Origin of the sequence: Blautia sp. DFI.9.10, assembly GCF_024461705.1 — a bacterium.
GTDB lineage: Bacteria > Bacillota > Clostridia > Lachnospirales > Lachnospiraceae > Blautia_A > Blautia_A fusiformis.
Genome location: NZ_JANGAA010000001.1, coordinates 121,138 through 142,503 on the forward strand (window position 1 = coordinate 121,138; position 21,366 = coordinate 142,503).

Sequence of the window (21,366 nt, forward strand, 5' to 3'; positions counted from 1 at the left end):
TAGGTGACAGGCCTGCGGTGTTTAGCGCACCGCAGGCCTGTTTTCATATACAGGAGAGATATACATGAAGAGAATTTTTTCGAAGGAGAAATCCCGGAAAGAGAAAAAAGCAGATTTTTATATTCTGTATACGATTGTTTTTGCGGCGATCTCGCTGTTTATTTACAGTTGTTTTTATTTCAATGGAAAATCCCTGATCTGGAGTCATGACGGTGTTCCGCAGCACATCAATGCATTGGCCTATTATGGAAAATATCTGCGGAATGTTCTGCAGACGCTGGTGACGGAGCATAAGCTTTCCCTTCCTATGTGGGATATGCATATCGGATACGGTTCCGATATCCTTACAACACTTCATTATTATGCGATCGGTGATCCGCTGACCTTACTGTCCGTTTTTGTACCGGAAAAAGACACAGAGATCTTATATGAGCTTCTGATCTTTCTCCGCATTTATCTGGCGGGTATCACATTCAGCATTTACTGCTTTTACCGCAAGAATCCCAAACAGGCTACATTTCTTGGAAGCCTTGTTTATATTTTTGCAGGATGGACCATTTATGCGTCCATGAAGCATCCATATTTTTCCAATCCCATGATCTATCTGCCGCTGGTCCTTATGGGAATTGAAAAGATTTACAAAAAAGAAAAGCCATACCTTTTTATCTGTGCGACGGCTGTAGCGGCAATGTCTAATTTTTATTTCTTTTATATGATCAGTATCTTTATGGTGCTGTATGCAGCTTTCCGGTATTTTGGAATATTCCGTAAGCGTTCAGTAAAAGATGTATTTCAGTGGTTCCTGAAATTTGCTGGCTTTTATCTGGTCGCACTTATGATCGCTGCACTGATCTTTTTACCTGTGGTCATGACTCTGTTTGGAACAGAGCGCTTTCAGGCGCAGAATTATGTGCCGCTGTTATATGACCGCATTTACTACGAAAAATATCTCGGCTGCCTGATCGGCGAAAATATGATCCAGTGGGGAGTTGCTGGATATTCCGCAGTTGCAATGGCAGGCGTGTTTGTGATCTTTTCCAAAAAGAAAAAATATACGGGACTGAAGCTGGGCTTTGTGCTTCTGAATCTGTTTTTGCTGATCCCCTTTGCAGGTCATGTACTGAATGGATTTTCATACGTGTCCAACCGATGGATCTGGGCGTATGGAATGCTGATCGCATATATCTTGGTACAGGCATATCCGGAACTGTTTACGCTGGGCATCAGGGAAAAACGACGGATATTTGTGATGCTGCTGATATATGGCGTGCTGGCACTGTTTTCAGAATCCGCTCGTACGGAACGCAATATCATGGCACTGATGATGCTGGTCCTGGCTGTGTTTACAGTGGTTTCCTACGGAAACGTATTTACACAGGGAAAATATCTCTGTGGAATGATCGTGGCCGTGCTTGTGACAAGCATCCTTCTGAATGTTTCATACCAGTATTCTTACGAAAAAGATTATCTGTCAGAATTTGAGGAAAAGGATCAGGCGCTGGAGAAGCTTCAGTCCGGACCGGACAAAGCGATCCGGTCAATGGACGATTCAGCGGTTACCAGATATGACCAGTACAAAACGGGCTCTTATGTAAACACTGCCATGTATATGGGAACCAACAGTACTTCCTATTATTTCAGTGTGGCCAATGGAAATATCAGCCGTTTCTTTGATGAGATGTATCTGAATACCCCCTGGGATTATCATTACAGCAGCCTAGACGGACGGAGTATCCTAGATCGTCTTGCCTCGGTGAAATATTTTGCCATCAAAAAAAGCGGATATGGGTATCTGCCATACGGCTATGACAGTGAAGCAGCAGTCACAAAAAAATACAGGATCTACGAAGACGAGGATTCCCTTCCTCTTGGTTATACCTATGATTCCTGGATCCCCAGAGAAAAGTATGAAAAGCTTTCCGTGACCGAAAAGCAGCAGGCACTCCTGCAGGGGGCAGTTCTGGAGGACAGCAGTCTTTCTGAGACAGACCTCATCTTTGACGATAAGAAAGCAGATTTTACACTGGAAGCAGGAAAAGGCTGTAAGATCAAAGACGGAAAGATCATTGTGGCCAAAGAAGGAGCAACCGTACAGATCGGATATCAGGGAGAGCCGGAGGCAGAGGTTTATCTTGTGGCAAAAAATCTGGATTTTAATGCCTATTCTCCACGTGCAGTGGTCAGTGATAAAAAATGGGATTCCATGACAGAATATGAGAAGAATACCGTGCGTTATGAAGACAATAACTGGCGCTACTGGAAAGAAAGCAAGGAATCAGCAGTGGATGTTTCGCTGGGCTCCGTGGACAAGACTATCCGGATCTTTACAGATAAATACAACGGCTACAGCGGAAGACATAATTTTCTTCTGAATATGGGATATAAAAACTATTCTGCAGGAACTATGACACTGACATTCTCCATGCCGGGAGAATATACCTTTGATGATCTGTATGTGGCATGTCAGCCCATGGCTTCTGTTGAAGAACAGACAGAGGAGCTTGGAAAAGAAAGTCTTCAGAATATCAAAACGGAGACAAATTGCATTCGTGGAGATATCACAACCACTTCCGATAAGATCCTGGTATTTTCCATTCCATACAGCGCAGGCTTTACCGCCTATGTAGATGGAGAAAAAACAGAACTTGTGCAGGCAAACAGTATGTATATGGGACTGGAATTAAAAAAAGGCAGGCATACGATCGCACTCAGATATTGTACACCGTATATTGTGCCCGGAATGATACTGACGGTGCTTGGCCTGATCCTGTTTGCCGGGATCGTAATATCTTACCGGCGCCAGGGAAAACAAAAAGAAAGGGGAAAACAGGAGAAATGAGCCGATTATCGGTAGTTTTGCCTGCCTGTAACGAGGAACCGATGGTGGAGAAAACCTGCCGGACTCTCAGAGAGCTCCTGGGGCAGGCCGGGATCCGTTATGAACTGGTCCTGGTAGATGACGGTTCCTCTGACGGGACCTGGGCAGCCATAGAAAAAGTATCCAGGGAAGATAAAAATGTGACAGGTGTGCATTTTTCCAGAAATTTCGGAAAAGAAGCAGCAATCGTGGCCGGCCTTGCACAGGCATGCGGAGATGCGGTGGCAGTGATGGACTGTGACCTGCAGCATCCGCCGGAAATCCTCTTGGAAATGTACCGGCTCTGGAAGCAGGGCTACGAGGTTGTGGAGGGCATCAAGAAAAACCGGGGAAAAGAAACTCTTTTTCACAGAAAAAGTGCCGGATTTTTCTATCGGATCATGTCCCGTGCCACCGGCTTTGATATGGAAAACGCTTCCGACTTCAAGCTGCTGGACAGGAAAGCGGTGGAGAGTGTTCTCGCCATGCCTGAGCGCAGCATGTTTTTCCGGGCGGCATCATCCTGGATAGGCTTCAAAAGCATCTCCGTACCTTTTGAGGTGCAGGAGCGTGAGGCCGGAGAATCCAAATGGTCTGCAGGAACGCTGATCAGCTATGCGTTTCGGAATATCGTGGCATTTACAACACTTCCGCTGCAGTTTGTAACAGCCGGTGCTGTGGGTTGCTTTGGGTGCTCCCTGCTCCTTCTGGTCTATTCTCTGGTCCGGTATTTTTCCGGGCATGCGGTGGAAGGCTATACCACACTTCTGATCGTGATGCTCTTTATCGGAAGTGCTGTGATGATGAGCCTTGGGATCATCGGATATTATATCGCCAGGATCTATGAGGAAGTAAAACGTCGTCCAAGATATATCGTATCAAAGATCATACGAGGAGGAGATACCAATGAAAAAGTGGATCCTTAAATTCTATGAAAATGATGTGATCCGTTATATTTTCTGGGGTGGTTGTACGACTCTCGTAAATCTGTTAAGCTTTTATATCATGAGGGCAATGGGAATCCCGCTGATGAGTGCCAACATCATATCGATCATCCTGGCGATCCTGTTTGCCTATGTTGTGAATTCCAGATTTGTATTTCATGACCGCTGTGAAACATGGAGGGATCATATACGGCCCTTTCTGAAATTTATAAGTGCCCGTCTGGTGACCATGGTCATTGAGGTAGGTGGCGTATGGTTTCTGGCGGAGATCCTGGGATTCCGGGATATGTTTGCAAAATTCTGCACACAATTTATCGTGCTGGCGTTGAATTATATCTTTAGTAAATTTATTATTTTTACCACAGGTAAAAGGATTGGAGGTAGCAAATGATGACTTTGGATGAGGCAGTGAAGAAAGTCCGCCCTCTGGATGAAAAGGCTATGGAGGGGGCGAGAAAGAGATGGGACAGTATTGCAAAGCCCCTGCATTCTCTGGGAGAGCTGGAGAATATGCTGACACAGATCGCAGGTATCACAGGTACACCGGAGGTACGTGTGGAGAAAAAAGCAGTGGTTGCCATGTGCGCGGATAATGGAGTTGTAGAAGAGGGTGTGACCCAGACCGGACAGGAAGTGACGGCTGTTGTGGCTGAGAATTTTCTGGAAGGGACTACTACCTGCTGTGTGATGTGCCGTCAGTGTGGAGCAGAGCTTTTTCCTGTAGATGTGGGAATGGTCACAGATACAAAGGTCCGTACAGATCTTAAGGTTGCCTATGGGACCAGAAATATGACCAGAGAGCCGGCAATGACAAGAGGTCAGGCAATCCGTGGCATCGAAGCCGGAATTGCCATGGCAGAGGAGCTGAAGGAAAAAGGCTATCAGGTTCTTGCAACCGGCGAGATGGGCATCGGAAATACCACCACCAGCAGTGCGGTAGCAGCTGTGCTTCTCGGAAAACCGGTGGAAGATATGACCGGACGTGGTGCCGGATTGACCAGTGAAGGGCTTGTCCGGAAGATCAATGCGATCAAAAAGGCGATCGCCCTGAATAATCCGGATCGTTCAGATGCCATTGACGTCCTGGCAAAGGTAGGGGGACTGGATATTGCAGGAATGGCAGGAGTATTCATTGGAGGAGCAGCACTTGGAATGCCGGTTGTCATGGACGGATTTATTTCCTGCGTATCTGCACTGATCGCAGTAAAGATCTGCCCGCAGGTAAGTGATCATATCATTGCGTCTCATGTATCCAAAGAGCCTGCAGCACAGCTGCTCCTGAAGGAGCTTGGCAAGGAAGCGATCATCCACGCCGGCATGTGCCTGGGCGAGGGAACCGGAGCTGTGGCACTGTTTCCGATGATGGATCTGTCCTGTGCAGTATATAATTCCATGAGTACCTTTGGTGATATCAATGTAGAACAGTACGAGGAGCTGAAATAATATGCTGGTTGTTGTAACAGGAGGCAGCGGAAGCGGAAAATCTGCTTTTGCGGAAGAAACCGTACTTTCCCTTGGCGAAGCCAGAAGGATCTATATCGCCACCATGCAGGCTTTTGACGAAGAAAGCCACAGGCGCATCCGCAGACACCGGCACATGCGTGCAGGAAAAGGCTTCGAGACAATTGAAAGATATACAGAGCTGGATGAGCTGCTCATTCCGAAGGACTGCGTGGTCCTTCTGGAGTGCATGTCCAATCTGGTTGCAAATGAGATGTTCCGGGAAGGCGGCTTCCACCCGGAGGTGGCAGAAAAGATCACAGAAGGAGTGAAAAATCTTCTTTCCCAGGCAAAGCATGTGGTGATCGTCACCAACGAGATCTTTTCAGACGGGATTCTCTACGAGGAAGAATCAGAACAGTATAAAAAAGAACTGGGACAGATCAACCAGAAGCTGGCAGAGATGGCAGAAGAGGTTGTGGAAGTCGTATACGGGATCCCTGTATGGCATAAAGGAGGAAAGGAAGCATGAAAAGTTTATGGAACAGTTTTAAGGCAGCCTTTGCCATGTTTTCAAAGATCCCCATGCCCATGGTGGACTGGAAGAAGGAAAACATAAAATTTATGATGTGCTTTTTCCCCTTTGTGGGTACTGCCATCGGCATCCTGACCTGGCTTGCAGGAGGAGTCCTCGGTGTACACGTAGCTCTGGAGCCATTTTTTCTCGCTGTGATCCTTACTGTGATCCCGGTATTTGTTACCGGCGGCATTCATGTAGACGGGCTTCTGGACACGTCAGATGCATTAAGCTCCTGGCAGGAACGCACAAGGAGGCTGGAGATCCTGAAGGATTCCCATGCAGGTGCATTTGCCATTATCACAGCCTGTGTATATTTTATCCTCTGGCTGGGAGCCTGGGATCAGCTCCTTGGAAATTATAACGGGATCTGTATCATGAGCCTGGGCTTTATGATGTCCAGATGTCTTTCCGGGATCGGTGTGATTACATTTCCCAAGGCAAGGACAGACGGGACTGTGGCAGAATTTTCCAAAAATGCGTCAGAGATCGCAGTGCGAAATGTTCTTATCACGATGTTTGTGATCCTTGCAGCGCTGATGATATGGGTAGATCCGGTCCTGGGTGTTCTGGCAGCTGTCAGCGCACTTCTGGTATTCTGGTGGTATCACCATATGGCTTTGAAATATTTTGGAGGGACCACAGGTGATCTTTCCGGATTTTTCCTTTGCATCTGCGAGGTCGTGATGGCACTGGTGCTTGCTTTTGGTGGCACGTTTAATCTGTAATGAAGATTTGGATGAGGTAAAAATATTATGGAAATGATAATCGGAGGCGCATATCAGGGAAAAGCTGCCTATGCAAAAGCACAGTTCCCGGATGTGGACTGGAAATTCGGAGGAGAGATCACAGAAGAGGAGCTTCTGAAGGCAGCGGGTGTTCTGGGATTTCAGGAATACATAAGAAAAGCTCTGAAGGCAGGAGAAGATCTCACCGGTCTGGCAGAAAAGCTGGCACAGCAGGATCCGGATGTGATCCTTGTCAGTGAGGAGGTAGGCTACGGGATCGTTCCGGCGGATGCTTTTGAACGGCAGTACCGAGAAGCTGTTGGCCGGGTGTGCACTGCACTGGCTGCAAAAAGCAGAAGGGTCACAAGAGTGGTATGCGGGATCGGGACGGTGCTGAAGGATGATTAGATTATATCTGATACGACACGGACAGACACCCGGAAATAAGCTTCAGCGTTATATCGGAACAACGGATGAACCGCTGAGTACGGAGGGAAAGGAATTTCTGGAAAAGCTGACCTATCCCATGCCGGAGGCTCTTTATGTAAGTCCGCTCTGCCGCTGTGTGGAAACTGCGGAGATCCTTTTTCCAGGAAAAAGCTTTCATATCATCGAAGAGCTTTCCGAGTGTGATTTTGGAGAGTTTGAGAATAAAAATTATAAAGAGCTTTCCGGAAATCAGGATTATCAGAGGTGGATCGACAGCAATGGAACGCTTCCTTTTCCGGGAGGAGAAAGTCGAGAAGCGTTTAAGTGCCGGAGCCTTACAGGATTTCAGAAGGCTGTCACACAGTGTATCCGTAACAACATAAAGACAGCGGCTCTTGTGATACATGGCGGTACGATCATGAACATTATGGAAGAATATGCGGACAGACCCAGGGCTTTTTATGAATGGCATGTAAAAAACGGCGGCGGTTATTTGGCAGAGCTGGAGCCTGCGCTGTGGCAGAAGGGACGGAGAGAGCTCTGTGTCCGTGAAGCATATATGGAGGGTTAAGTTATGAATGAGCAGAAGATCAGCTGGAAACGCAGCGACTTGAAATGGCGCGGAAAACAGGCATTCAAAAAAAATTACTGGTCAGCCGTGCTGGTAAGTCTGGTGCTGGCTATTGTGATGGCAACCGGCGGAAGCGGTGCGGCCACAGGCAGTGCCGGAAATGCGGTAAGTCCGGACTACGGTGTTACAACGTATCGTTTGGGTACGGATATCAATGGTGTTACTTCTTATGTCAGCCATGTATTTCGCTCCCCACTGGCAGTGCTTTTTGCACTTCTGAGTGCCAGTGCCGTGGTAGCGGTGGCTCTGATCGGAATCCTTTTTCATTTCTTTGTGGGAAATGTTTTGGAGGTAGGCGGAAGAGATTTTTACATTGAGAACCTTTATTCTGTACCCGGGCCCGGAAAACTCCTCAGTGCATTTCGTTCCGGGAATTACGGTAATATCGTAAAAACCATGTTTTTACGGGACCTGTATCTTGTATTGTGGACGCTGCTTTTTATTATTCCCGGAGTGGTAAAATCCTACGAATATAAGATGATCCCTTATCTTCTTGCGGAATATCCGGATATGAGCACAAAGGAAGTGTTTGCAAAAAGCCGTGAGATGATGAACGGACAGAAGATGGATACCTTTATCCTGGATCTTTCCTTTATTCCCTGGTCTGTCCTTTCGGCAATTACGGCCGGGATCGCGGGACTCTTTTATGTATCCCCGTATAAGGATGCAACCTATGCGGAGCTTTATGATACTCTTGCGGCAGGAATGCCGGGAAACGAACAGCAGGTGTATGAAGATGAAAATAGCGGTATATACGGATAAAATGATCCTTGTGAGAGGTGGCGGAGATCTGGCCACAGGAGTGATTCACAAGCTTCATCAGAGTGGCTATCAGGTCCTGATCCTGGAATGTGACCGTCCAAGTGCCATCCGCCGTCATGTGGCCTTCTGTGAAGCTGTTTATGACGGAACTGCAGAGGTAGAAGGCGTTGTGTGCAGGAGGATCACGGAGAACGATATCCGGACCCAGTGTAGGAAATGCTGGGCACAGGGAGAGATCCCCCTTCTGATAGATACCCATGGAAAACATATCCGCGAACTGGAGCCGGAGGCAGTGATCGATGCCATCCTTGCCAAAAAGAATCTTGGGACCAGCAGGGATATGGCACCACTGACTGTGGGACTTGGCCCGGGCTTTACCGCAGGGGAGGATGTGGATTACGTGATCGAGACCATGCGTGGCCATAACCTGGGAAGGATCATAAAAAAAGGCAGTGCCCTGCCGAATACCGGAGTGCCGGGACTGATCGCAGGGATCGGAAAGGAACGTGTGATCCATTCACCGGCAGCCGGTAACATGAAAAACATCTGTCAGATTGCAGATCTTGTTGAAAAAGACCAGGTGATCGCCATGGTAGGTGATACGCCGGTGAAGGCTACCATTTCCGGCGTGATCCGGGGGCTGATCCGGGACGGTTACCCTGTTTTTGAGGGAATGAAGATCGCGGACATCGACCCAAGGGCAGAACAGAAGAAAAACTGTTTTACGATCTCAGACAAGGCAAGGTGTATCGCAGGGGGAGTTCTGGAGGTGCTGCTTTCCTGCGGAGTGCTTCCGGGAACAGAGAAAGCTGTGAGGAATGAGAATCTGTGACCGATACAGAGTCTGGTGTCCCTGAAAGAAGTTAGAAGATAAATGGAGTGTGTCATGAAGAAAAATGAAAAAGCGTTTACTGTGGCATTCACAGGAGGCGGCGGAAAGACCAGTCTGATCTTTGGACTGGCAGAAATATTTTCCGGACAGGGAAAACGTGTGATCGTGACCACAACCACGCATATGGCATGGGAACCGGAACGTCCTTTTGCGGAGGCAGAGGACATTCCGGGAGCATGCCGGCTTATAGAACAATACGGATACGTCATCGCGGCTCATCACAAGGCCGGGCAGCCAAAGATTTCCGGCCCCGAAAAGGAGATCCTGGAAAAGCTGCCCGGCTTTTGTGATCTTCTTCTTGTGGAAGCTGACGGATCCAGGCGCCGACCCCTTAAAGTGCCGGCTGTTCATGAGCCGGTGATCCCTTCTTTTGCAGATGTGGTAGTAGGAGTGATCGGTCTTGACTGCATCGGCAAAAGGATCTGTGATACGGCACACCGTCCGGATGATGTGGCGGGATTTCTGGGAAAGCGTACAGATGAGCCTGTGACATGGATGGATGTGTGGAAGATCATCCGGTCTGAAGACGGATTGCAAAAAGGAGTGGACGGACGAAGATTTCTTGCGTATCTGAACAAGGCAGATACTCTGGAGGATCCTTGTGTGGCGGAGAAGCTTATGGCACAAGGTCAGGAGTCTGGGATCATGGTGATCTGCGGAAGCCTGCAGAGAAGTGTAAACAGCTAGTACAGCGAAAATTAAGTTTCTGCTATATTGACGCAGGATGATTTCTTCATCTGCAAGGCGGAGGAATGAGGCGTAGCGGTGGCTACGACGATTGACGACAACGCAGCAGATGAAAAATCAGGCAAGTCAATATGGCGGTTACTTAATATTCGCTGTACTAGAATCGAAAGGAAGTGGAGCGGTGATATGAAACTGGGACTGATCATGCTGGCAGCAGGAAACAGCCGGCGGTTTGGAAGCAATAAGTTGCTGTACGGGATAGACGGAATGCCGATGTACAGGCATATTCTCCTGGAACTGAAAGAAGTGAAAGCAGCACTGGAGGAACAGGGACACAGGTGTGAGATCACAGTTGTCACACAGTATGAGGAGATCGCGCAGGAAGCGGAGAAGCTCGGCGCGAGGTTTCTTTATAATCTGCATCCGGATGCGGGGATATCTTCCTCACTGAAGATCGGGCTGCGGGTCAACCGGGAGATGGATGCTTGTTTGTTTACGGTGGCAGATCAGCCGTGGTTGCGGTGGGAGACGGTTTTTGGACTGGTGGATGTGTTTTTGAGAGATGGGAAGGGGATCGCCTGTGTGGAGCATGATGGGAAGACCGGGAATCCCTGTGTTTTTTCGAAGAAGTATTATGGGGAGCTGATGGAACTTTCCGGTGATGTCGGAGGGAAGAGGGTGGTTGTGGCACATCGGGGGGATGTGGCTGTGATGAAGGTTGAGGATGGAAGGGAGATGGTGGATGTGGATTTTTCGGACGGACGCCGGTGAGGTACCGTCTGGTTTGTGCTGGGGCTTCGTCGGGGGCTGGCTTCTAAGGCGCTGGAAATCTGCTAAAACCGCTGAAAAAAATCCAGAACTCGCTCCTACGTCGCTCAAACAGCTGGATTTTTTCCAGCAACGCAGATTCCCACCGCCTAAGAAGCGCACCCCTCCTGCAGAGCCAGCCCAAACCAGACGCTACCTCGCCGGCTGACGTGCGAAGGAGTGGAGGGCTAGAGTGAAGGCGTGAGTTTAAAGAATATAGCGAAAAGAGTTGCTGACGTGCGAAAGGGGAGATAGGCTAGAGTGAAAGTGTGAAGTTTGTAGAAGCAGAGCATCGATGATGAAAGCACCGGCTGATGTGTGAAATCACCGTGTCTGAGACAATTTTCACTTATACAAAAGCCAGCAGGGAACCGCCCTGGCGTAGTGGGATGTTCTGCAGGAGTCCTGCTGATTCTTAGGTGGTGTGGTTTCTGCGTTATTCCAAAAAGTTCTGCTGTCTGAGCGTCTGGACGCGAGTTCAGAACTTTTTGGAATGGTTTTAGCAGAAGCCGCAGCACCTTAGAAGCCAGCGGACGACGAAGCCCTTCCCGCTACGCCAGGGCGGTTCCCTGCGTACGTTCGTTATAATTTATAATTATAAGGTAGACAAATCTCAAATAAAATGATTCTTAGCCGCTTCTTCCTCAGCCAGACGAACCGTCTCACCGGAAGGATTGGAGATCACTGCTGAAGCTACGATCTCACAAGGCGGGTTCCCTTTTACACTGTCAACGGCAGCCGTAACAGCAGAAACATCACCAGTCAGAAAAACAGTGGCATGTCCACCACACTTTGTCTGCCAGGTAAGAAAAGAAACATCAGAAGTCTTCAGCATCTGGTCGATCACCAGGATTGCATTACTGCTGCCAACAACCTCAACTAAACCAAAAGCACCATAATTCATAAATCCGTCGCCCCCTTTATTTATTGATCGTCATCTTCAGTGCAATCTCAGTATCCTCAGAAGGAGAAGCGATCACAGTATGAGAAACAACCTTACCAAGAGGTTTGGCTGCCTCCAGCGCAACCTCCATAGCTGCATTAACGTCAGAAACAGAACCACGCATCTTGACACAGGCGCCACTCTTCAGACGGTTACGCTCAACACTTTGGATCCTGACATTGGCTGCTTTGGAAGCAGCATCAAGAGCAACAAAACAGGCAACCAGGTTATCAAGCTCAAAAACACCTACAGCCATGCCCTTATAATTATTATCCATAAAAATACCTCCATGCGGAACAGATTCCCAGTAATGTGGTTTCTTGACCGGTTTTACGTGGAATCATTACCGTTTTTATGGCTTTATTATAACTTTTTTAGACAAAAATAGCAAGAAATAAATACACAGATAACAAAGTGTTACTGAGAACGGAGTAACAGTAGCTCACAAAAAACACCTTGCGGGATATTACAGTGAACAAACAGTAACGTCTGATATTTCCGCAGTAGCCATACAGGGAAATATTTACTTTGCATATCAGATATAGTATATTTACAATAGTAAAAAAGCAAGAAGGTGTAAAGAAATGCAGATACATCAGACAGACTTTTCAACAGGAAATGTCTATCGTAACATTATGGAGGTGGCTGTGCCGATGATCATTGCACAGATCCTGAACCTCCTTTACAACATTGTAGACCGGATCTATATCGGAAGGATTCCTGAGATCGGAGCCACTGCACTGACAGGAGTGGGACTGTGTTTTCCTATTATCACCCTGATCACCGCATTTACCTATCTTTTTGGAAATGGAGGAGCACCGCTTTGCTCCATGGAACGGGGAAGAGGAAACCGGGAAGAAGCAGAAATGCTCATGGGAAACACCTTTGTGATGCTGATCGGCACAGGAGTGATCCTGACAGCCATTGGCCTTATCTTTTACAGACCGATCCTATATGCCTTTGGCGCCAGTGATGTAACCTTTTCCTATGCGTCAGACTACATAAGGATCTATCTTCTGGGAACCCTGTTTGTGATGATCACTCTGGGAATGAACCCGTTTATCAACAGCCAGGGCTTTGGAAACACAGGAATGCTCACGATACTGATCGGTGCTGTACTGAACATTCTTCTGGATCCCCTGTTTATCTTTGGGATGCACATGGGAGTCCGGGGAGCGGCTTTGGCGACTATCATTTCCCAGTTCTGTTCCGCCATCTGGGTTTTACGCTTCCTTACAGGAAAAAAGGCGATCCTGAACCTGAAAAAAAGCGCCATGAGGATCTCCTGGAAAAGAGTGGGCAGTATCGTAAGCCTGGGTATGTCCGGTTTTTTTATGGCATTTACAAACAGTCTTGTGCAGGTGGTATGCAATGCCACACTCCAGACCTGGGGTGGTGATATCTACGTTGGTGTCATGACAGTTTTAAATTCTGTCCGTGACATTTTCACCATGCCGGTCCATGGGCTTACCACAGGTGCTTCTCCGGTCATGAGCTTCAATTATGGAGAAAAAGCATACGACAGAGTCAAAAAAGCAATTAAATTTATTACAGCTGTCTGTGTGATCTATACCCTGGCAGGCTGGGGAATCCTGAAGCTGCTTCCGGAATTTTTTATCCGGATCTTTAACAGCGATCCCGGGCTTCTGGAAAAGGGAGTTCCCGCCCTTCATATTTACTTTTTCGGCTTCTGCTTTATGGCCTTGCAGTTTACCGGACAAAGCGTGTTCGTGGCACTGGGAAAGGCAAAAAAGGCCACCTTTTTTTCTCTGCTCCGAAAGGTAGTGATCGTAGTACCGCTGACGCTCCTGCTGCCTTCTGTGAATGGCCTGGGAACAGACGGCGTGTTCTGGGCGGAACCGGTTTCCAACCTTGTAGGCGGCTGTGCATGCTTTTTCACCATGCTGGCGACGGTACTGCCGGAGCTGAACAAACGTAAGGCATAAGACGGGCCGGATAAAGGTTTGCGGGAAATTTTGATATGTGTTAGAATGGACAGGATGATTTTTCTGCAAACTAAGCAGAAATCTTAAGAAAGTCCGGCGTATAGCCGGACAGGAATGAGAGGAAAACATAATGGCTTTATTTCAGGCATTTCGGGCAGTAAGACCTGCTTCAGAAAAAGCAGAAAAGGTGGCTGCACTTCCCTATGACGTAGTCAGCAGAGAGGAAGCGCGAGAGATCGGGAAAAAAAATCCGGAATCTTTTCTCCATATAGACCGTGCAGAGATGGATCTGGATCCGGAAACCAATCTTTATGATCCGAAGGTTTATCAGAAGGCAAGGGAAAATCTGGATCGTTTCCAGAAAGAAGGGATCCTGATCCAGGATGAGAAACCGAACTATTATCTGTATGAACTGATCCGTAAGGGAAGATCCCAGACCGGGATCGTAGGTGTCAGCTCCATTGATGATTACATGAATGGTGTGATCAAAAAGCATGAGCTTACAAGAGAGGATAAGGAGCAGGACCGCATCCGTCATGTGGATGTCTGTGATGCCAACACAGGCCCTATTTTTCTGGCGTGCAGATATCCGGCAGAGCTTCTTACTCTTATGGAAGAATGGAAAGATGCACATGCTCCTGTGTATGATTTTACTTCCGATGACGAGATCACACATCGTGTATGGGTCGTAGATGAGGAAGAAAAGATCCGGACTATACATAGTCTTTTTGGCGGGATCTCCTCTATCTATATTGCAGATGGACACCACAGAGCAGCCTCCGCAGTAAAGGTTGGACAGAAGAGAAGAGCGGAGCATCCGGACTACACCGGAAAAGAAGAATTTAACTTTTTCCTGTCTGTGGTATTTCCGTATGACCAGCTGACCATCCTTCCGTATCACAGGATCGTAAAGGATATCAAGGGTATGGAACCCAAAGCCTTTATCGGAAGCATGAAGTTTAATTTTGAGCTGATGGCAATGCCGGGATTTCCATGTAAACCGGTGGAGAAACACTGCTTTGGGCTGTATGTAGACGGAGAATGGTTCCATCTGAAGGCATATCCGGATATCTATGCGGGTAAAGACAGCGTAGGTCAGCTGGATGTGTCTATTCTTCAGGATAAGGTCCTGGGTCCGGTTCTGGGGATCAGTGACCCGCGTACCGATGAGAGGATCCGCTTTATGGGAGGAAACCACCGGCTGAAGGATCTGGCAGCAGCTGCAGATGAGACAGGAGGAGCTGCCTTTGCCATGTATCCTACATCCATGGAGGAGCTGATGACGATCGCAGACGAGGGTAAGCTTATGCCGCCAAAGAGCACCTGGTTTGAACCGAAGCTCCGCAGTGGTCTTTTTATCCATAAGCTTTCAGACTGATGCCGGATGCTTTATAGATTTTTAATAAAATTGTCAGGAAAATCTTAGGAAATCACTACAGATTGCTCACATTTGTCCGGTAAGATACAAGTATATTCTGAGCAAACGCGAAAGAGGGTTTTTCATGACAAACGAACAGTATTACGATTGTATCCAGCCATATCAGAACGCATGTCAGATCATGCGCGCCAAGCTTGAGGTGCTCAACGGAAGCCTGTATCAGAAGTCTTCCGTATCTCCGATCCACAATATCCAGGAACGGATCAAATCCAAGAAGAGCATCGAAAAGAAGCTGGAGAAGCTGGGACATTCGGACAGTGTGCAGAACGCCAAGGATCATCTCCGGGATATCGCTGGGATCCGTGTGATCTGCTACTTTATTGATGATATATACAATCTTGTAAATGCGCTGAAGCGGCAGAGTGAACTGATCTTTATCAGGGAAAAGGATTACATACAGAATCCCAAGCCTAACGGATACCGCAGCTTTCACGTGATCATTGCAGTTCCGGTGTATTATCTGGATACCATGGAGTATTTTCCGGTGGAGATCCAGCTGAGGACGATGACCATGGATCTCTGGGCAAGCATGGAGCACCGTGTCTGTTACAAGAAGCTTCCGGAACACAGGGATGAGCTGGCGGAGGCCTTCTGTCAGTATGCAGATATCCTTGGAAAGATCGAGGAACAGTTTGAAGCCTACAATGAAACAGGAATGCTGGAGGAGATCACACCTGCCCAGATTACTGAGAATCCGACGGAGGGATAGGAATGGAGATCGAAGAGGAATTTATATCCGGTTTCTGCCGTACCATGAACGGGGGCGAAACCGTCTGCTGTGAGTATACACGGCAGGAGGACAGCAGCAGGAAGCTGACCTTTATGGACTGCGCGCATGAAAGATGTGTAAACACAGGCGCCTGTGAGATCTTCAAACAGGCCCATGAGCTGGAGCAGAAATAAAAGATCAAAGAAAAGAAAACAGCGAAAAAGCAATAATGATAAAACAGCAATTATAAAAAATCACAGAATACAGGAGGAGTGAGTATGAAGCACACAGTAGATGCAATGGGGAAACAGTGTCCGATCCCGGTTGTAATGACCAAGAAGATCCTTGACAAGGCAGAGCAGGGAGACGAGATCTTGATCCTGGTAGACAACGAAACAGCAGTAAACAATTTGAGCAGACTTGCCGGAAGTACCGGATGCAGTTTCGTATCCAGAAAAACAGAAGGTGGTTACGAGATCAATATGACAGTAAAATCTGATCCTGCTGCAAGAAGCCAGACAGAGCCTGAGATCGTCTGCACACCGGCTGTTCCGCAGGGAGATTATACCGTTGCCATCACTTCCGATAAGATGGGAGATGGAGATCCGGAGCTTGGCGGGATCCTGCTCAAGGGATTTGTGTATGCGCTGACACAGCTGGAGACACCGCCGTCAGTTATGCTGTTTTATAATGGCGGAGCCAGACTTACCGCACAGGATTCACCATGTATCGAAGACCTTAAGACCTTACAGGAGCAGGGAACCGAGATCCTGACCTGCGGAACCTGCGTGAACTTCTACGGACTGAAGGAACCGGCAGTGGGAACCGTAACAAATATGTATACCATAGCGGAAAAGCTCACAAAAGCAGGAAAAGTGATCCGCCCGTAAACAGAAAAACATATAGAAACAACAAAAGCATATAGAAACAATAGAAACTTACAGAAGCAGATAGAAACAAATAGAAATATACAGAAATGCCGCAGAGCCATTTTGAAGCCTGCGGCATTTCTGACATCCAGTTGGTATCTGGCTGATATCCGGTTATGAGCAAGCAACGAAGCGGATCGGGAATATCCGCCTGACTTAGCTCCGAACTTACAATTCCACATCAAGCTGCTGCTGCCACTCAAAATGTGATTAAACATACTCACATCGAGATAATGCGGATTCTCACGAATACCGCTTACTGTTTCTTTGTGTATGCTTTTGAGTAACCGGAGTTATCTCTACTCACAGATCCTAAGTACACTCCACAGTCGTTAATTCCCGAAATAGCCTTCGGTACATACTTACGTTTGCGGGATCATGCAACTTCGTAAGTCTCTGCATCTCTCAGATTCCGTGCTGCATTGAGATCTCTGTCCTCAATATATCCACATGTGCATCTGTAGATCCTGTCTGAAAGTTTCAGATCTTTTTTAATACAGCTGCAGCAGTGGCAGATCCTGGAAGATGGATACCATCGGTCAACTACTCTCAGTTCGATTCCATATTCAGCACATTTTGTTTTCAATTTTGTCCGGAATTCATAGAATTTCTGGGACGCAACTGCTTTTGAGAGATGCCGGTTCTTCATCATCCCGGATATGTTCAGATCCTCAATCGTTATATGAGACGGCTTGGTTTTCACTATCTCAGATATTACCTTGTTGATATGATCTGTACGGATATTTTCTATCCGATGATGAAGTTTCTGTACTTTAAGCTTTTGTTTGCATATATTTGCTCTTTGAGTGGTCTCCCCTTTCTTTAAGTTCTCATATTTACGGGAAAGCTTTCGCTGTGCCCGTCTTAATTGTTTCTCAAGTTTTCTAATCCGTGCTGTTTTATTGATATTTCTGTATACAGTTCCATTTGATACAACTGCAAAGTCTTTCAGCCCCAGATCAATTCCAATCCCATCAGTGAAATTTCCATCTGCTTCCGGAGCAGGTATATCGACAAGTGCAGACACATAATATCTGCCTGCTTTCATGGAAACTGCCCCGCTTCGGATCACATATCCATCCTTAGAGGTCGGAATGTAACCTTTTTCTTTCAGCCTTATCCAGCCAAGTGTTGGGATCTTGATCCTGTGACGTTCACAGAGACAGTCTTTGGGATTATTCTTTACAAAATACATTTTTACATCAGATCTTCCTTTTTTCTTATATCTCGGGAAACTACTCTGATGATGAAAAAATCTTGAAAAAGCGGTACAGGCATTTTCGATTGCATTCTTTACCGATTTGGAACTGACTTCTCTGATCCAGAAATATTCCGGATGCCTTGGAAGGTATTCATTGTTCAGCCATACACTGAACGACTTGCCGCTCATAAATCTTTCACCGGCATCATAACGTTCTTTATTATGAAACAGGTAGAAATTATAAATATATCTGCATGTGCCGATTGTCTTATGTATTTTGATCTTCTGCTCTTCTGTAGGATCGATCTCTGTCTTGAAGCTCTTCAGCAATCTCCTCATCCTTTTCTATCTGTTTTTTATACTTACGAAGTCCATATAATCTACAGGAAAACACATGAAGGATGGAAATAATATCCTGTACAAGTTCTTCCTGTGGTGACAGTTCTTCATTGTTCACCACCAGTATCGTTGTGTGGAATTTCATGCAGAATCTTTCAAACCAGTCGTATCCAAAACGGATAAATCTGTCTTTATGCGTGATCACTATGGTTTTGACCTTCTGCTCCATGACTTCGTCCAGTAATCCATTCCATTTCTTGCGGTTATAATTAAGTCCGCTTCCATAATCTTCAATGCACTGGTCTACGATCATTCCTCTGGCATTACAGAACTGACGCAGAAATGCTGTCTGATCTTGAAGATCATCCCTTTGGTTTTTGGTAGATACTCTTGCATAAATAACAACTTTTCGTTTATCATGTTCTATATTTATACCTTTAAATTGAAGATACTGGTCATATGTGTAATAACGTCTGTCTGTTGGAGTTCGGTTTGCTTTTAAGATTCCCTCTCTGTCCCATCTCTGAAGCGTTTTTACAGAAACACCTAATAATTCCGCAAAATCTTTTGGTTTATAATTTGTGATATTTGATGTGTCCATAATATACCTCCATAAGTATATTTAAACACATTTAATATCTTTTTGCAATATATTTAGTTACTTATATCATCCTCCTCAATATGATGGCGCTTTGCATAGCCGGTAAGCATCAGCGTCAGTGCGCCGTCGCCGGTCACGTTGCATGCAGTTCCGAAGCTGTCCTGCAGTGCAAAGATGGTAAGCATCAATGCAGTGCCGGAGCTGTCGAATTTCAGTATTCCGGTGATGATGCCAAGGGATGCCATGACGGTTCCGCCGGGAACACCGGGAGCTCCGATGGCAAAGATACCCAGAAGAAGGCAGAACAGAACCATGGTACCCGGCGTGGGAACGGAACCGTACAGGATCTTCGAAATCGCCATACAGAAGAAAACCTCTGTCAGAACGGAGCCACAGAGATGGATGTTTGCAAAAAGAGGAATCCCGAAGCTGACCAGATCCTTACGGAGTGGTTTTGCCTTGGAGGCGCACTGCAGTGCAACGGCCAGTGTGGCTGCAGAGGACATGGTCCCTACGGCAGTCAGATAGGCAGGACCATAATGGCGGACAACCTCCAGAGGATTTTCTCCGGAATAGATACCTGCAAGGATGTAAAGAAGAGCCATCCAGATAAAATGCCCGGCAAGCACCAGTACGATGATCTTCAGAAAAACAGGCAGCTGTCTGGTGATGGTTCCCTCGTAGGCAAGGCCACAGAAGGTAGTGCCGATAAATAACGGAAGAATGGGGATGATGATTCGAGCCACCAGAGAAAGAACGATTTTCTGAAATTCATCCAGGAGCCCAGTGATCAGCTTCGCCTTTGTCCAGGTAGCGGCAAGTCCCAGCATCATTGCAAAAACAAGAGCACTCATAACGGACATGATCTGCGGGATCTCCAGCTCAAAGATCACCTCCGGCAGCCGCTTCAGTCCTGCAGCATAGGAATGGATGGACAGATGTGGAATGATGAGAAAGCCAGAGGCTGTGGAAAAAAGCGCTGCGCCAACAGAGGAGCCGTAAGCGAGGACAACCGCAACACCCAGCATCAGCGAAGCATTTTTGCCAAGCCTGGTAATGGACGGAGCGATAAATCCCAGCACGATCAGCGGCACGCAGAAGGTAATGATCTGGCCCAGAATGTACTTGATAGTAACTGTGATATTAAGAACTGCCATGGAGATTCCGTTGGTGCTGTATCGGTTCAGGATAAGACCGGCTATGATCCCCAGGATCACAGCGACCAGCAGCTTAAATGGCAGACTGTTGAAAAAAGATGTTTTTTTCATTGGAAAACCTCCTCGGATAGTATAAAATAAAGCCAGAGTTTATTATAAAGGTATTTGATAAAAATCACAAGGAGGATGAAATGATTTATCTGGATAACGCGGCTACAAGCTTTCATAAGCCGGACTGTGTGCCGTGTGCTGTGGTGGAAGCCATGCAGCATGCAGGAAACAGCGGAAGGGGCAGCAGCGGCGAAGCAATGGCAGCCTCAAGGCTTATTTTTAATACAAGATGCCAGATCGCAGAGATGTTTGACGTATGGGGACCGGAATGTGTGGCCTTTACATCCAATGACACGGAAGCGCTCAATATCGCCCTGCAGGGAACACTTCATCCAGAGGAGGAAACTATCCATGCAATCTGTACGGAGATGGATCACAACAGTGTGCTCCGTCCGCTGTACCGCCTGGAAAAAAAAGGCATGAAGCTTACGATCCTGCCGGCAGACCGCAAGGGACGGATCTCCCTTACGGAGCTTGAAGCAGCCATCCGTCCGGAGACGAAGGTGATCGTCTGTACCCACGCCTCCAATCTGACAGGAAATCTCAATGATATCCACGCCATCGGTGAGATCGCACAGAAGCACCAGAAGCTTTTTATTGTGGATGCTGCCCAGACAGCAGGAGTATTTCCGATTTCCATGAAAAAAGATCATATAGATATTCTTTGCTTTTCCGGACATAAGGGCCTTATGGGCCCACAGGGCACAGGAGCCATCTGTGTCCGTCCGGGGGTAGCTGTGGAGCCTCTGAAGGTAGGCGGAAGCGGCGTCCTCACCTTTCAGAGAGAGCATCCGCAGGATATGCCGGAGACACTGGAGGCAGGCACCTTGAACAGCCATGGGATCGCAGGTCTTGGCGCAGCCATCAGCTGGATTACCGAAATTGGAACAGAACAGATCCGAAAAAGAGAGCAGCAGCTGATGTGGCGTTTTTATGACCAGGTAAAGGAAATTCCGGGAGTCACCCTGTACGGGGATTTTTCCAGGGAAGAACGCTCCCCTGTGGTGACTCTGAATATTGCAGGGATGGACTCGGCAGAGGTGGCCATGGTCCTTGATGAAGAGTACGGGATCAGTGTAAGAGCCGGCGGCCACTGTGCACCGCTGATGCACAAAGCACTGGGAACCGAAAAAACGGGAGCTGTCCGCTTTAGCTTTTCTTATTTTAATACGGAAGAAGAGGTGGACACTGCTGCCAGGGCGGTAAAGGAGCTTGCCGCGGAATAAACAGCGAAAGAC

23 protein-coding genes are annotated in these 21,366 nt (G+C 47.3%); 18 read left to right on the plus strand and 5 right to left on the minus strand.

The genetic code is table 11. The annotated features are described in order from the left end of the window. The first annotated feature begins 64 nt into the window (after positions 1-64). The 12 genes from NE671_RS00510 to NE671_RS00565 all read left to right on the plus strand — a co-directional run bounded on the left by NE671_RS00510 (position 65) and on the right by NE671_RS00565 (position 10,718). On the plus strand, positions 65-2,839 hold the full coding sequence (locus tag NE671_RS00510; protein WP_021650415.1) for a YfhO family protein: 2,775 nt from the start codon (positions 65-67) through the stop codon (positions 2,837-2,839). Beyond that, entirely contained in the window at positions 2,836-3,783 is a 948-nt protein-coding gene (locus NE671_RS00515; RefSeq protein WP_015524751.1) for a glycosyltransferase family 2 protein, read from the plus strand. The genes NE671_RS00510 and NE671_RS00515 overlap by 4 nt, the downstream gene beginning before the upstream one ends. Further along, on the plus strand, positions 3,764-4,192 hold the full coding sequence (locus NE671_RS00520; protein WP_114002571.1) for a GtrA family protein: 429 nt from the start codon (positions 3,764-3,766) through the stop codon (positions 4,190-4,192). Before NE671_RS00515 ends, NE671_RS00520 begins: the two co-directional genes overlap by 20 nt. Then, complete coding sequence (gene cobT / locus NE671_RS00525) at positions 4,192-5,244, plus strand: nicotinate-nucleotide--dimethylbenzimidazole phosphoribosyltransferase (RefSeq protein WP_173746423.1); 1,053 nt, start codon at positions 4,192-4,194, stop codon at positions 5,242-5,244. Before NE671_RS00520 ends, cobT begins: the two co-directional genes overlap by 1 nt. Position 5,245: 1 nt before the next feature. Then, positions 5,246-5,773 (plus strand): bifunctional adenosylcobinamide kinase/adenosylcobinamide-phosphate guanylyltransferase, encoded by a 528-nt coding sequence (locus NE671_RS00530; RefSeq protein WP_092069010.1) that lies wholly within the window; start codon positions 5,246-5,248, stop codon positions 5,771-5,773. Then, positions 5,770-6,546: an adenosylcobinamide-GDP ribazoletransferase gene (locus tag NE671_RS00535; protein ID WP_256163532.1), complete on the plus strand. Its 777-nt coding sequence runs from the start codon at positions 5,770-5,772 to the stop codon at positions 6,544-6,546. Before NE671_RS00530 ends, NE671_RS00535 begins: the two co-directional genes overlap by 4 nt. Before the next feature lie 27 nt (positions 6,547-6,573). After that, entirely contained in the window at positions 6,574-6,954 is a 381-nt protein-coding gene (locus NE671_RS00540) for a bifunctional adenosylcobinamide kinase/adenosylcobinamide-phosphate guanylyltransferase (RefSeq protein WP_022426466.1), read from the plus strand. Continuing rightward, entirely contained in the window at positions 6,947-7,546 is a 600-nt protein-coding gene (locus NE671_RS00545; protein ID WP_092069016.1) for a histidine phosphatase family protein, read from the plus strand. Before NE671_RS00540 ends, NE671_RS00545 begins: the two co-directional genes overlap by 8 nt. 3 nt (positions 7,547-7,549) lie before the next feature. Next, the gene (locus NE671_RS00550; RefSeq protein WP_173760890.1) at positions 7,550-8,368 is read left to right on the plus strand and encodes a DUF975 family protein; all 819 of its coding nucleotides are present in this window, start codon (positions 7,550-7,552) and stop codon (positions 8,366-8,368) included. Then, entirely contained in the window at positions 8,343-9,200 is an 858-nt protein-coding gene (yqeB, locus tag NE671_RS00555; protein ID WP_256163533.1) for a selenium-dependent molybdenum cofactor biosynthesis protein YqeB, read from the plus strand. The genes NE671_RS00550 and yqeB overlap by 26 nt, the downstream gene beginning before the upstream one ends. A gap of 54 nt (positions 9,201-9,254) precedes the next feature. Then, on the plus strand, positions 9,255-9,947 hold the full coding sequence (gene yqeC / locus NE671_RS00560) for a selenium cofactor biosynthesis protein YqeC (protein ID WP_059085605.1): 693 nt from the start codon (positions 9,255-9,257) through the stop codon (positions 9,945-9,947). A gap of 78 nt (positions 9,948-10,025) precedes the next feature. Next, the gene (locus tag NE671_RS00565; protein WP_256163535.1) at positions 10,026-10,718 is read left to right on the plus strand and encodes a nucleotidyltransferase family protein; all 693 of its coding nucleotides are present in this window, start codon (positions 10,026-10,028) and stop codon (positions 10,716-10,718) included. A 649-nt stretch (positions 10,719-11,367) separates the two neighbouring features. On the opposite strand, the gene NE671_RS00570 is transcribed toward NE671_RS00565, so the two are convergent. Beyond that, positions 11,368-11,658: a BMC domain-containing protein gene (locus tag NE671_RS00570; RefSeq protein WP_015524765.1), complete on the minus strand. Its 291-nt coding sequence runs from the start codon at positions 11,656-11,658 to the stop codon at positions 11,368-11,370. Positions 11,659-11,674: 16 nt separating this feature from the next. Then, positions 11,675-11,974 carry a BMC domain-containing protein gene (locus NE671_RS00575; protein ID WP_015524766.1) on the minus strand — a complete coding sequence of 100 codons (300 nt, stop codon included), beginning with the start codon at positions 11,972-11,974 and terminating at the stop codon, positions 11,675-11,677. Positions 11,975-12,281: 307 nt separating this feature from the next. On the opposite strand from NE671_RS00575, the gene NE671_RS00580 reads away from it, so the two are divergent. The 5 genes from NE671_RS00580 (at position 12,282) to yedF (ending at position 16,680) form a co-directional block, all read left to right on the plus strand. Next, complete coding sequence (locus NE671_RS00580; protein ID WP_173741308.1) at positions 12,282-13,643, plus strand: MATE family efflux transporter; 1,362 nt, start codon at positions 12,282-12,284, stop codon at positions 13,641-13,643. A 130-nt stretch (positions 13,644-13,773) separates the two neighbouring features. Further along, on the plus strand, positions 13,774-15,021 hold the full coding sequence (locus NE671_RS00585; RefSeq protein ID WP_256163536.1) for a DUF1015 domain-containing protein: 1,248 nt from the start codon (positions 13,774-13,776) through the stop codon (positions 15,019-15,021). A 124-nt stretch (positions 15,022-15,145) separates the two neighbouring features. Continuing rightward, complete coding sequence (locus NE671_RS00590) at positions 15,146-15,790, plus strand: GTP pyrophosphokinase (protein WP_015524770.1); 645 nt, start codon at positions 15,146-15,148, stop codon at positions 15,788-15,790. Positions 15,791-15,792: 2 nt separating this feature from the next. Continuing rightward, complete coding sequence (locus NE671_RS00595) at positions 15,793-15,984, plus strand: hypothetical protein (RefSeq protein ID WP_015524771.1); 192 nt, start codon at positions 15,793-15,795, stop codon at positions 15,982-15,984. A gap of 84 nt (positions 15,985-16,068) precedes the next feature. Further along, a complete protein-coding gene (gene yedF / locus NE671_RS00600; protein ID WP_256163538.1) occupies positions 16,069-16,680 on the plus strand; it encodes a sulfurtransferase-like selenium metabolism protein YedF in 612 nt (203 codons plus the stop codon). A 415-nt stretch (positions 16,681-17,095) separates the two neighbouring features. Here yedF and NE671_RS00605 read toward each other — a convergent pair whose 3' ends face one another. The 3 genes from NE671_RS00605 to NE671_RS00615 form a co-directional block, all read right to left on the minus strand. Then, positions 17,096-18,259, minus strand: a complete 1,164-nt coding sequence (locus tag NE671_RS00605) for an RNA-guided endonuclease InsQ/TnpB family protein (RefSeq protein ID WP_059085610.1) — start codon at positions 18,257-18,259, stop codon at positions 17,096-17,098. Further along, complete coding sequence (locus tag NE671_RS00610; RefSeq protein ID WP_173722306.1) at positions 18,189-18,845, minus strand: IS607 family transposase; 657 nt, start codon at positions 18,843-18,845, stop codon at positions 18,189-18,191. Before NE671_RS00610 ends, NE671_RS00605 begins: the two co-directional genes overlap by 71 nt. Positions 18,846-18,913: 68 nt before the next feature. Further along, positions 18,914-20,128 (minus strand): dicarboxylate/amino acid:cation symporter, encoded by a 1,215-nt coding sequence (locus NE671_RS00615; protein WP_215638463.1) that lies wholly within the window; start codon positions 20,126-20,128, stop codon positions 18,914-18,916. Positions 20,129-20,208: 80 nt separating this feature from the next. On the opposite strand from NE671_RS00615, the gene NE671_RS00620 reads away from it, so the two are divergent. After that, on the plus strand, positions 20,209-21,354 hold the full coding sequence (locus tag NE671_RS00620) for an aminotransferase class V-fold PLP-dependent enzyme (protein ID WP_215638462.1): 1,146 nt from the start codon (positions 20,209-20,211) through the stop codon (positions 21,352-21,354). Positions 21,355-21,366 lie beyond the last annotated feature (12 nt).

Excerpts from the sequence above, each read along its gene's own strand:
- NE671_RS00605 (WP_059085610.1), bottom strand. The coding sequence starts at position 18,259 with ATGAGGAGATTGCTGAAGAGCTTCAAGACAGAGATCGATCCTACAGAA.
- cobT (WP_173746423.1), top strand. The coding sequence starts at position 4,192 with ATGACTTTGGATGAGGCAGTGAAGAAAGTCCGCCCTCTGGATGAAAAG.
- yedF (WP_256163538.1), top strand. The coding sequence starts at position 16,069 with ATGAAGCACACAGTAGATGCAATGGGGAAACAGTGTCCGATCCCGGTT.
- NE671_RS00545 (WP_092069016.1), top strand. The coding sequence starts at position 6,947 with ATGATTAGATTATATCTGATACGACACGGACAGACACCCGGAAATAAG.
- NE671_RS00510 (WP_021650415.1), top strand. The coding sequence starts at position 65 with ATGAAGAGAATTTTTTCGAAGGAGAAATCCCGGAAAGAGAAAAAAGCA.
- NE671_RS00550 (WP_173760890.1), top strand. The coding sequence starts at position 7,550 with ATGAATGAGCAGAAGATCAGCTGGAAACGCAGCGACTTGAAATGGCGC.
- NE671_RS00585 (WP_256163536.1), top strand. The coding sequence starts at position 13,774 with ATGGCTTTATTTCAGGCATTTCGGGCAGTAAGACCTGCTTCAGAAAAA.
- NE671_RS00620 (WP_215638462.1), top strand. The coding sequence starts at position 20,209 with ATGATTTATCTGGATAACGCGGCTACAAGCTTTCATAAGCCGGACTGT.
- yqeB (WP_256163533.1), top strand. The coding sequence starts at position 8,343 with ATGAAAATAGCGGTATATACGGATAAAATGATCCTTGTGAGAGGTGGC.
- NE671_RS00530 (WP_092069010.1), top strand. The coding sequence starts at position 5,246 with ATGCTGGTTGTTGTAACAGGAGGCAGCGGAAGCGGAAAATCTGCTTTT.
- NE671_RS00595 (WP_015524771.1), top strand. The coding sequence starts at position 15,793 with ATGGAGATCGAAGAGGAATTTATATCCGGTTTCTGCCGTACCATGAAC.
- NE671_RS00575 (WP_015524766.1), bottom strand. The coding sequence starts at position 11,974 with ATGGATAATAATTATAAGGGCATGGCTGTAGGTGTTTTTGAGCTTGAT.
- NE671_RS00615 (WP_215638463.1), bottom strand. The coding sequence starts at position 20,128 with ATGAAAAAAACATCTTTTTTCAACAGTCTGCCATTTAAGCTGCTGGTC.
- NE671_RS00590 (WP_015524770.1), top strand. The coding sequence starts at position 15,146 with ATGACAAACGAACAGTATTACGATTGTATCCAGCCATATCAGAACGCA.
- yqeC (WP_059085605.1), top strand. The coding sequence starts at position 9,255 with ATGAAGAAAAATGAAAAAGCGTTTACTGTGGCATTCACAGGAGGCGGC.
- NE671_RS00535 (WP_256163532.1), top strand. The coding sequence starts at position 5,770 with ATGAAAAGTTTATGGAACAGTTTTAAGGCAGCCTTTGCCATGTTTTCA.
- NE671_RS00515 (WP_015524751.1), top strand. The coding sequence starts at position 2,836 with ATGAGCCGATTATCGGTAGTTTTGCCTGCCTGTAACGAGGAACCGATG.
- NE671_RS00570 (WP_015524765.1), bottom strand. The coding sequence starts at position 11,658 with ATGAATTATGGTGCTTTTGGTTTAGTTGAGGTTGTTGGCAGCAGTAAT.
- NE671_RS00540 (WP_022426466.1), top strand. The coding sequence starts at position 6,574 with ATGGAAATGATAATCGGAGGCGCATATCAGGGAAAAGCTGCCTATGCA.
- NE671_RS00520 (WP_114002571.1), top strand. The coding sequence starts at position 3,764 with ATGAAAAAGTGGATCCTTAAATTCTATGAAAATGATGTGATCCGTTAT.
- NE671_RS00580 (WP_173741308.1), top strand. The coding sequence starts at position 12,282 with ATGCAGATACATCAGACAGACTTTTCAACAGGAAATGTCTATCGTAAC.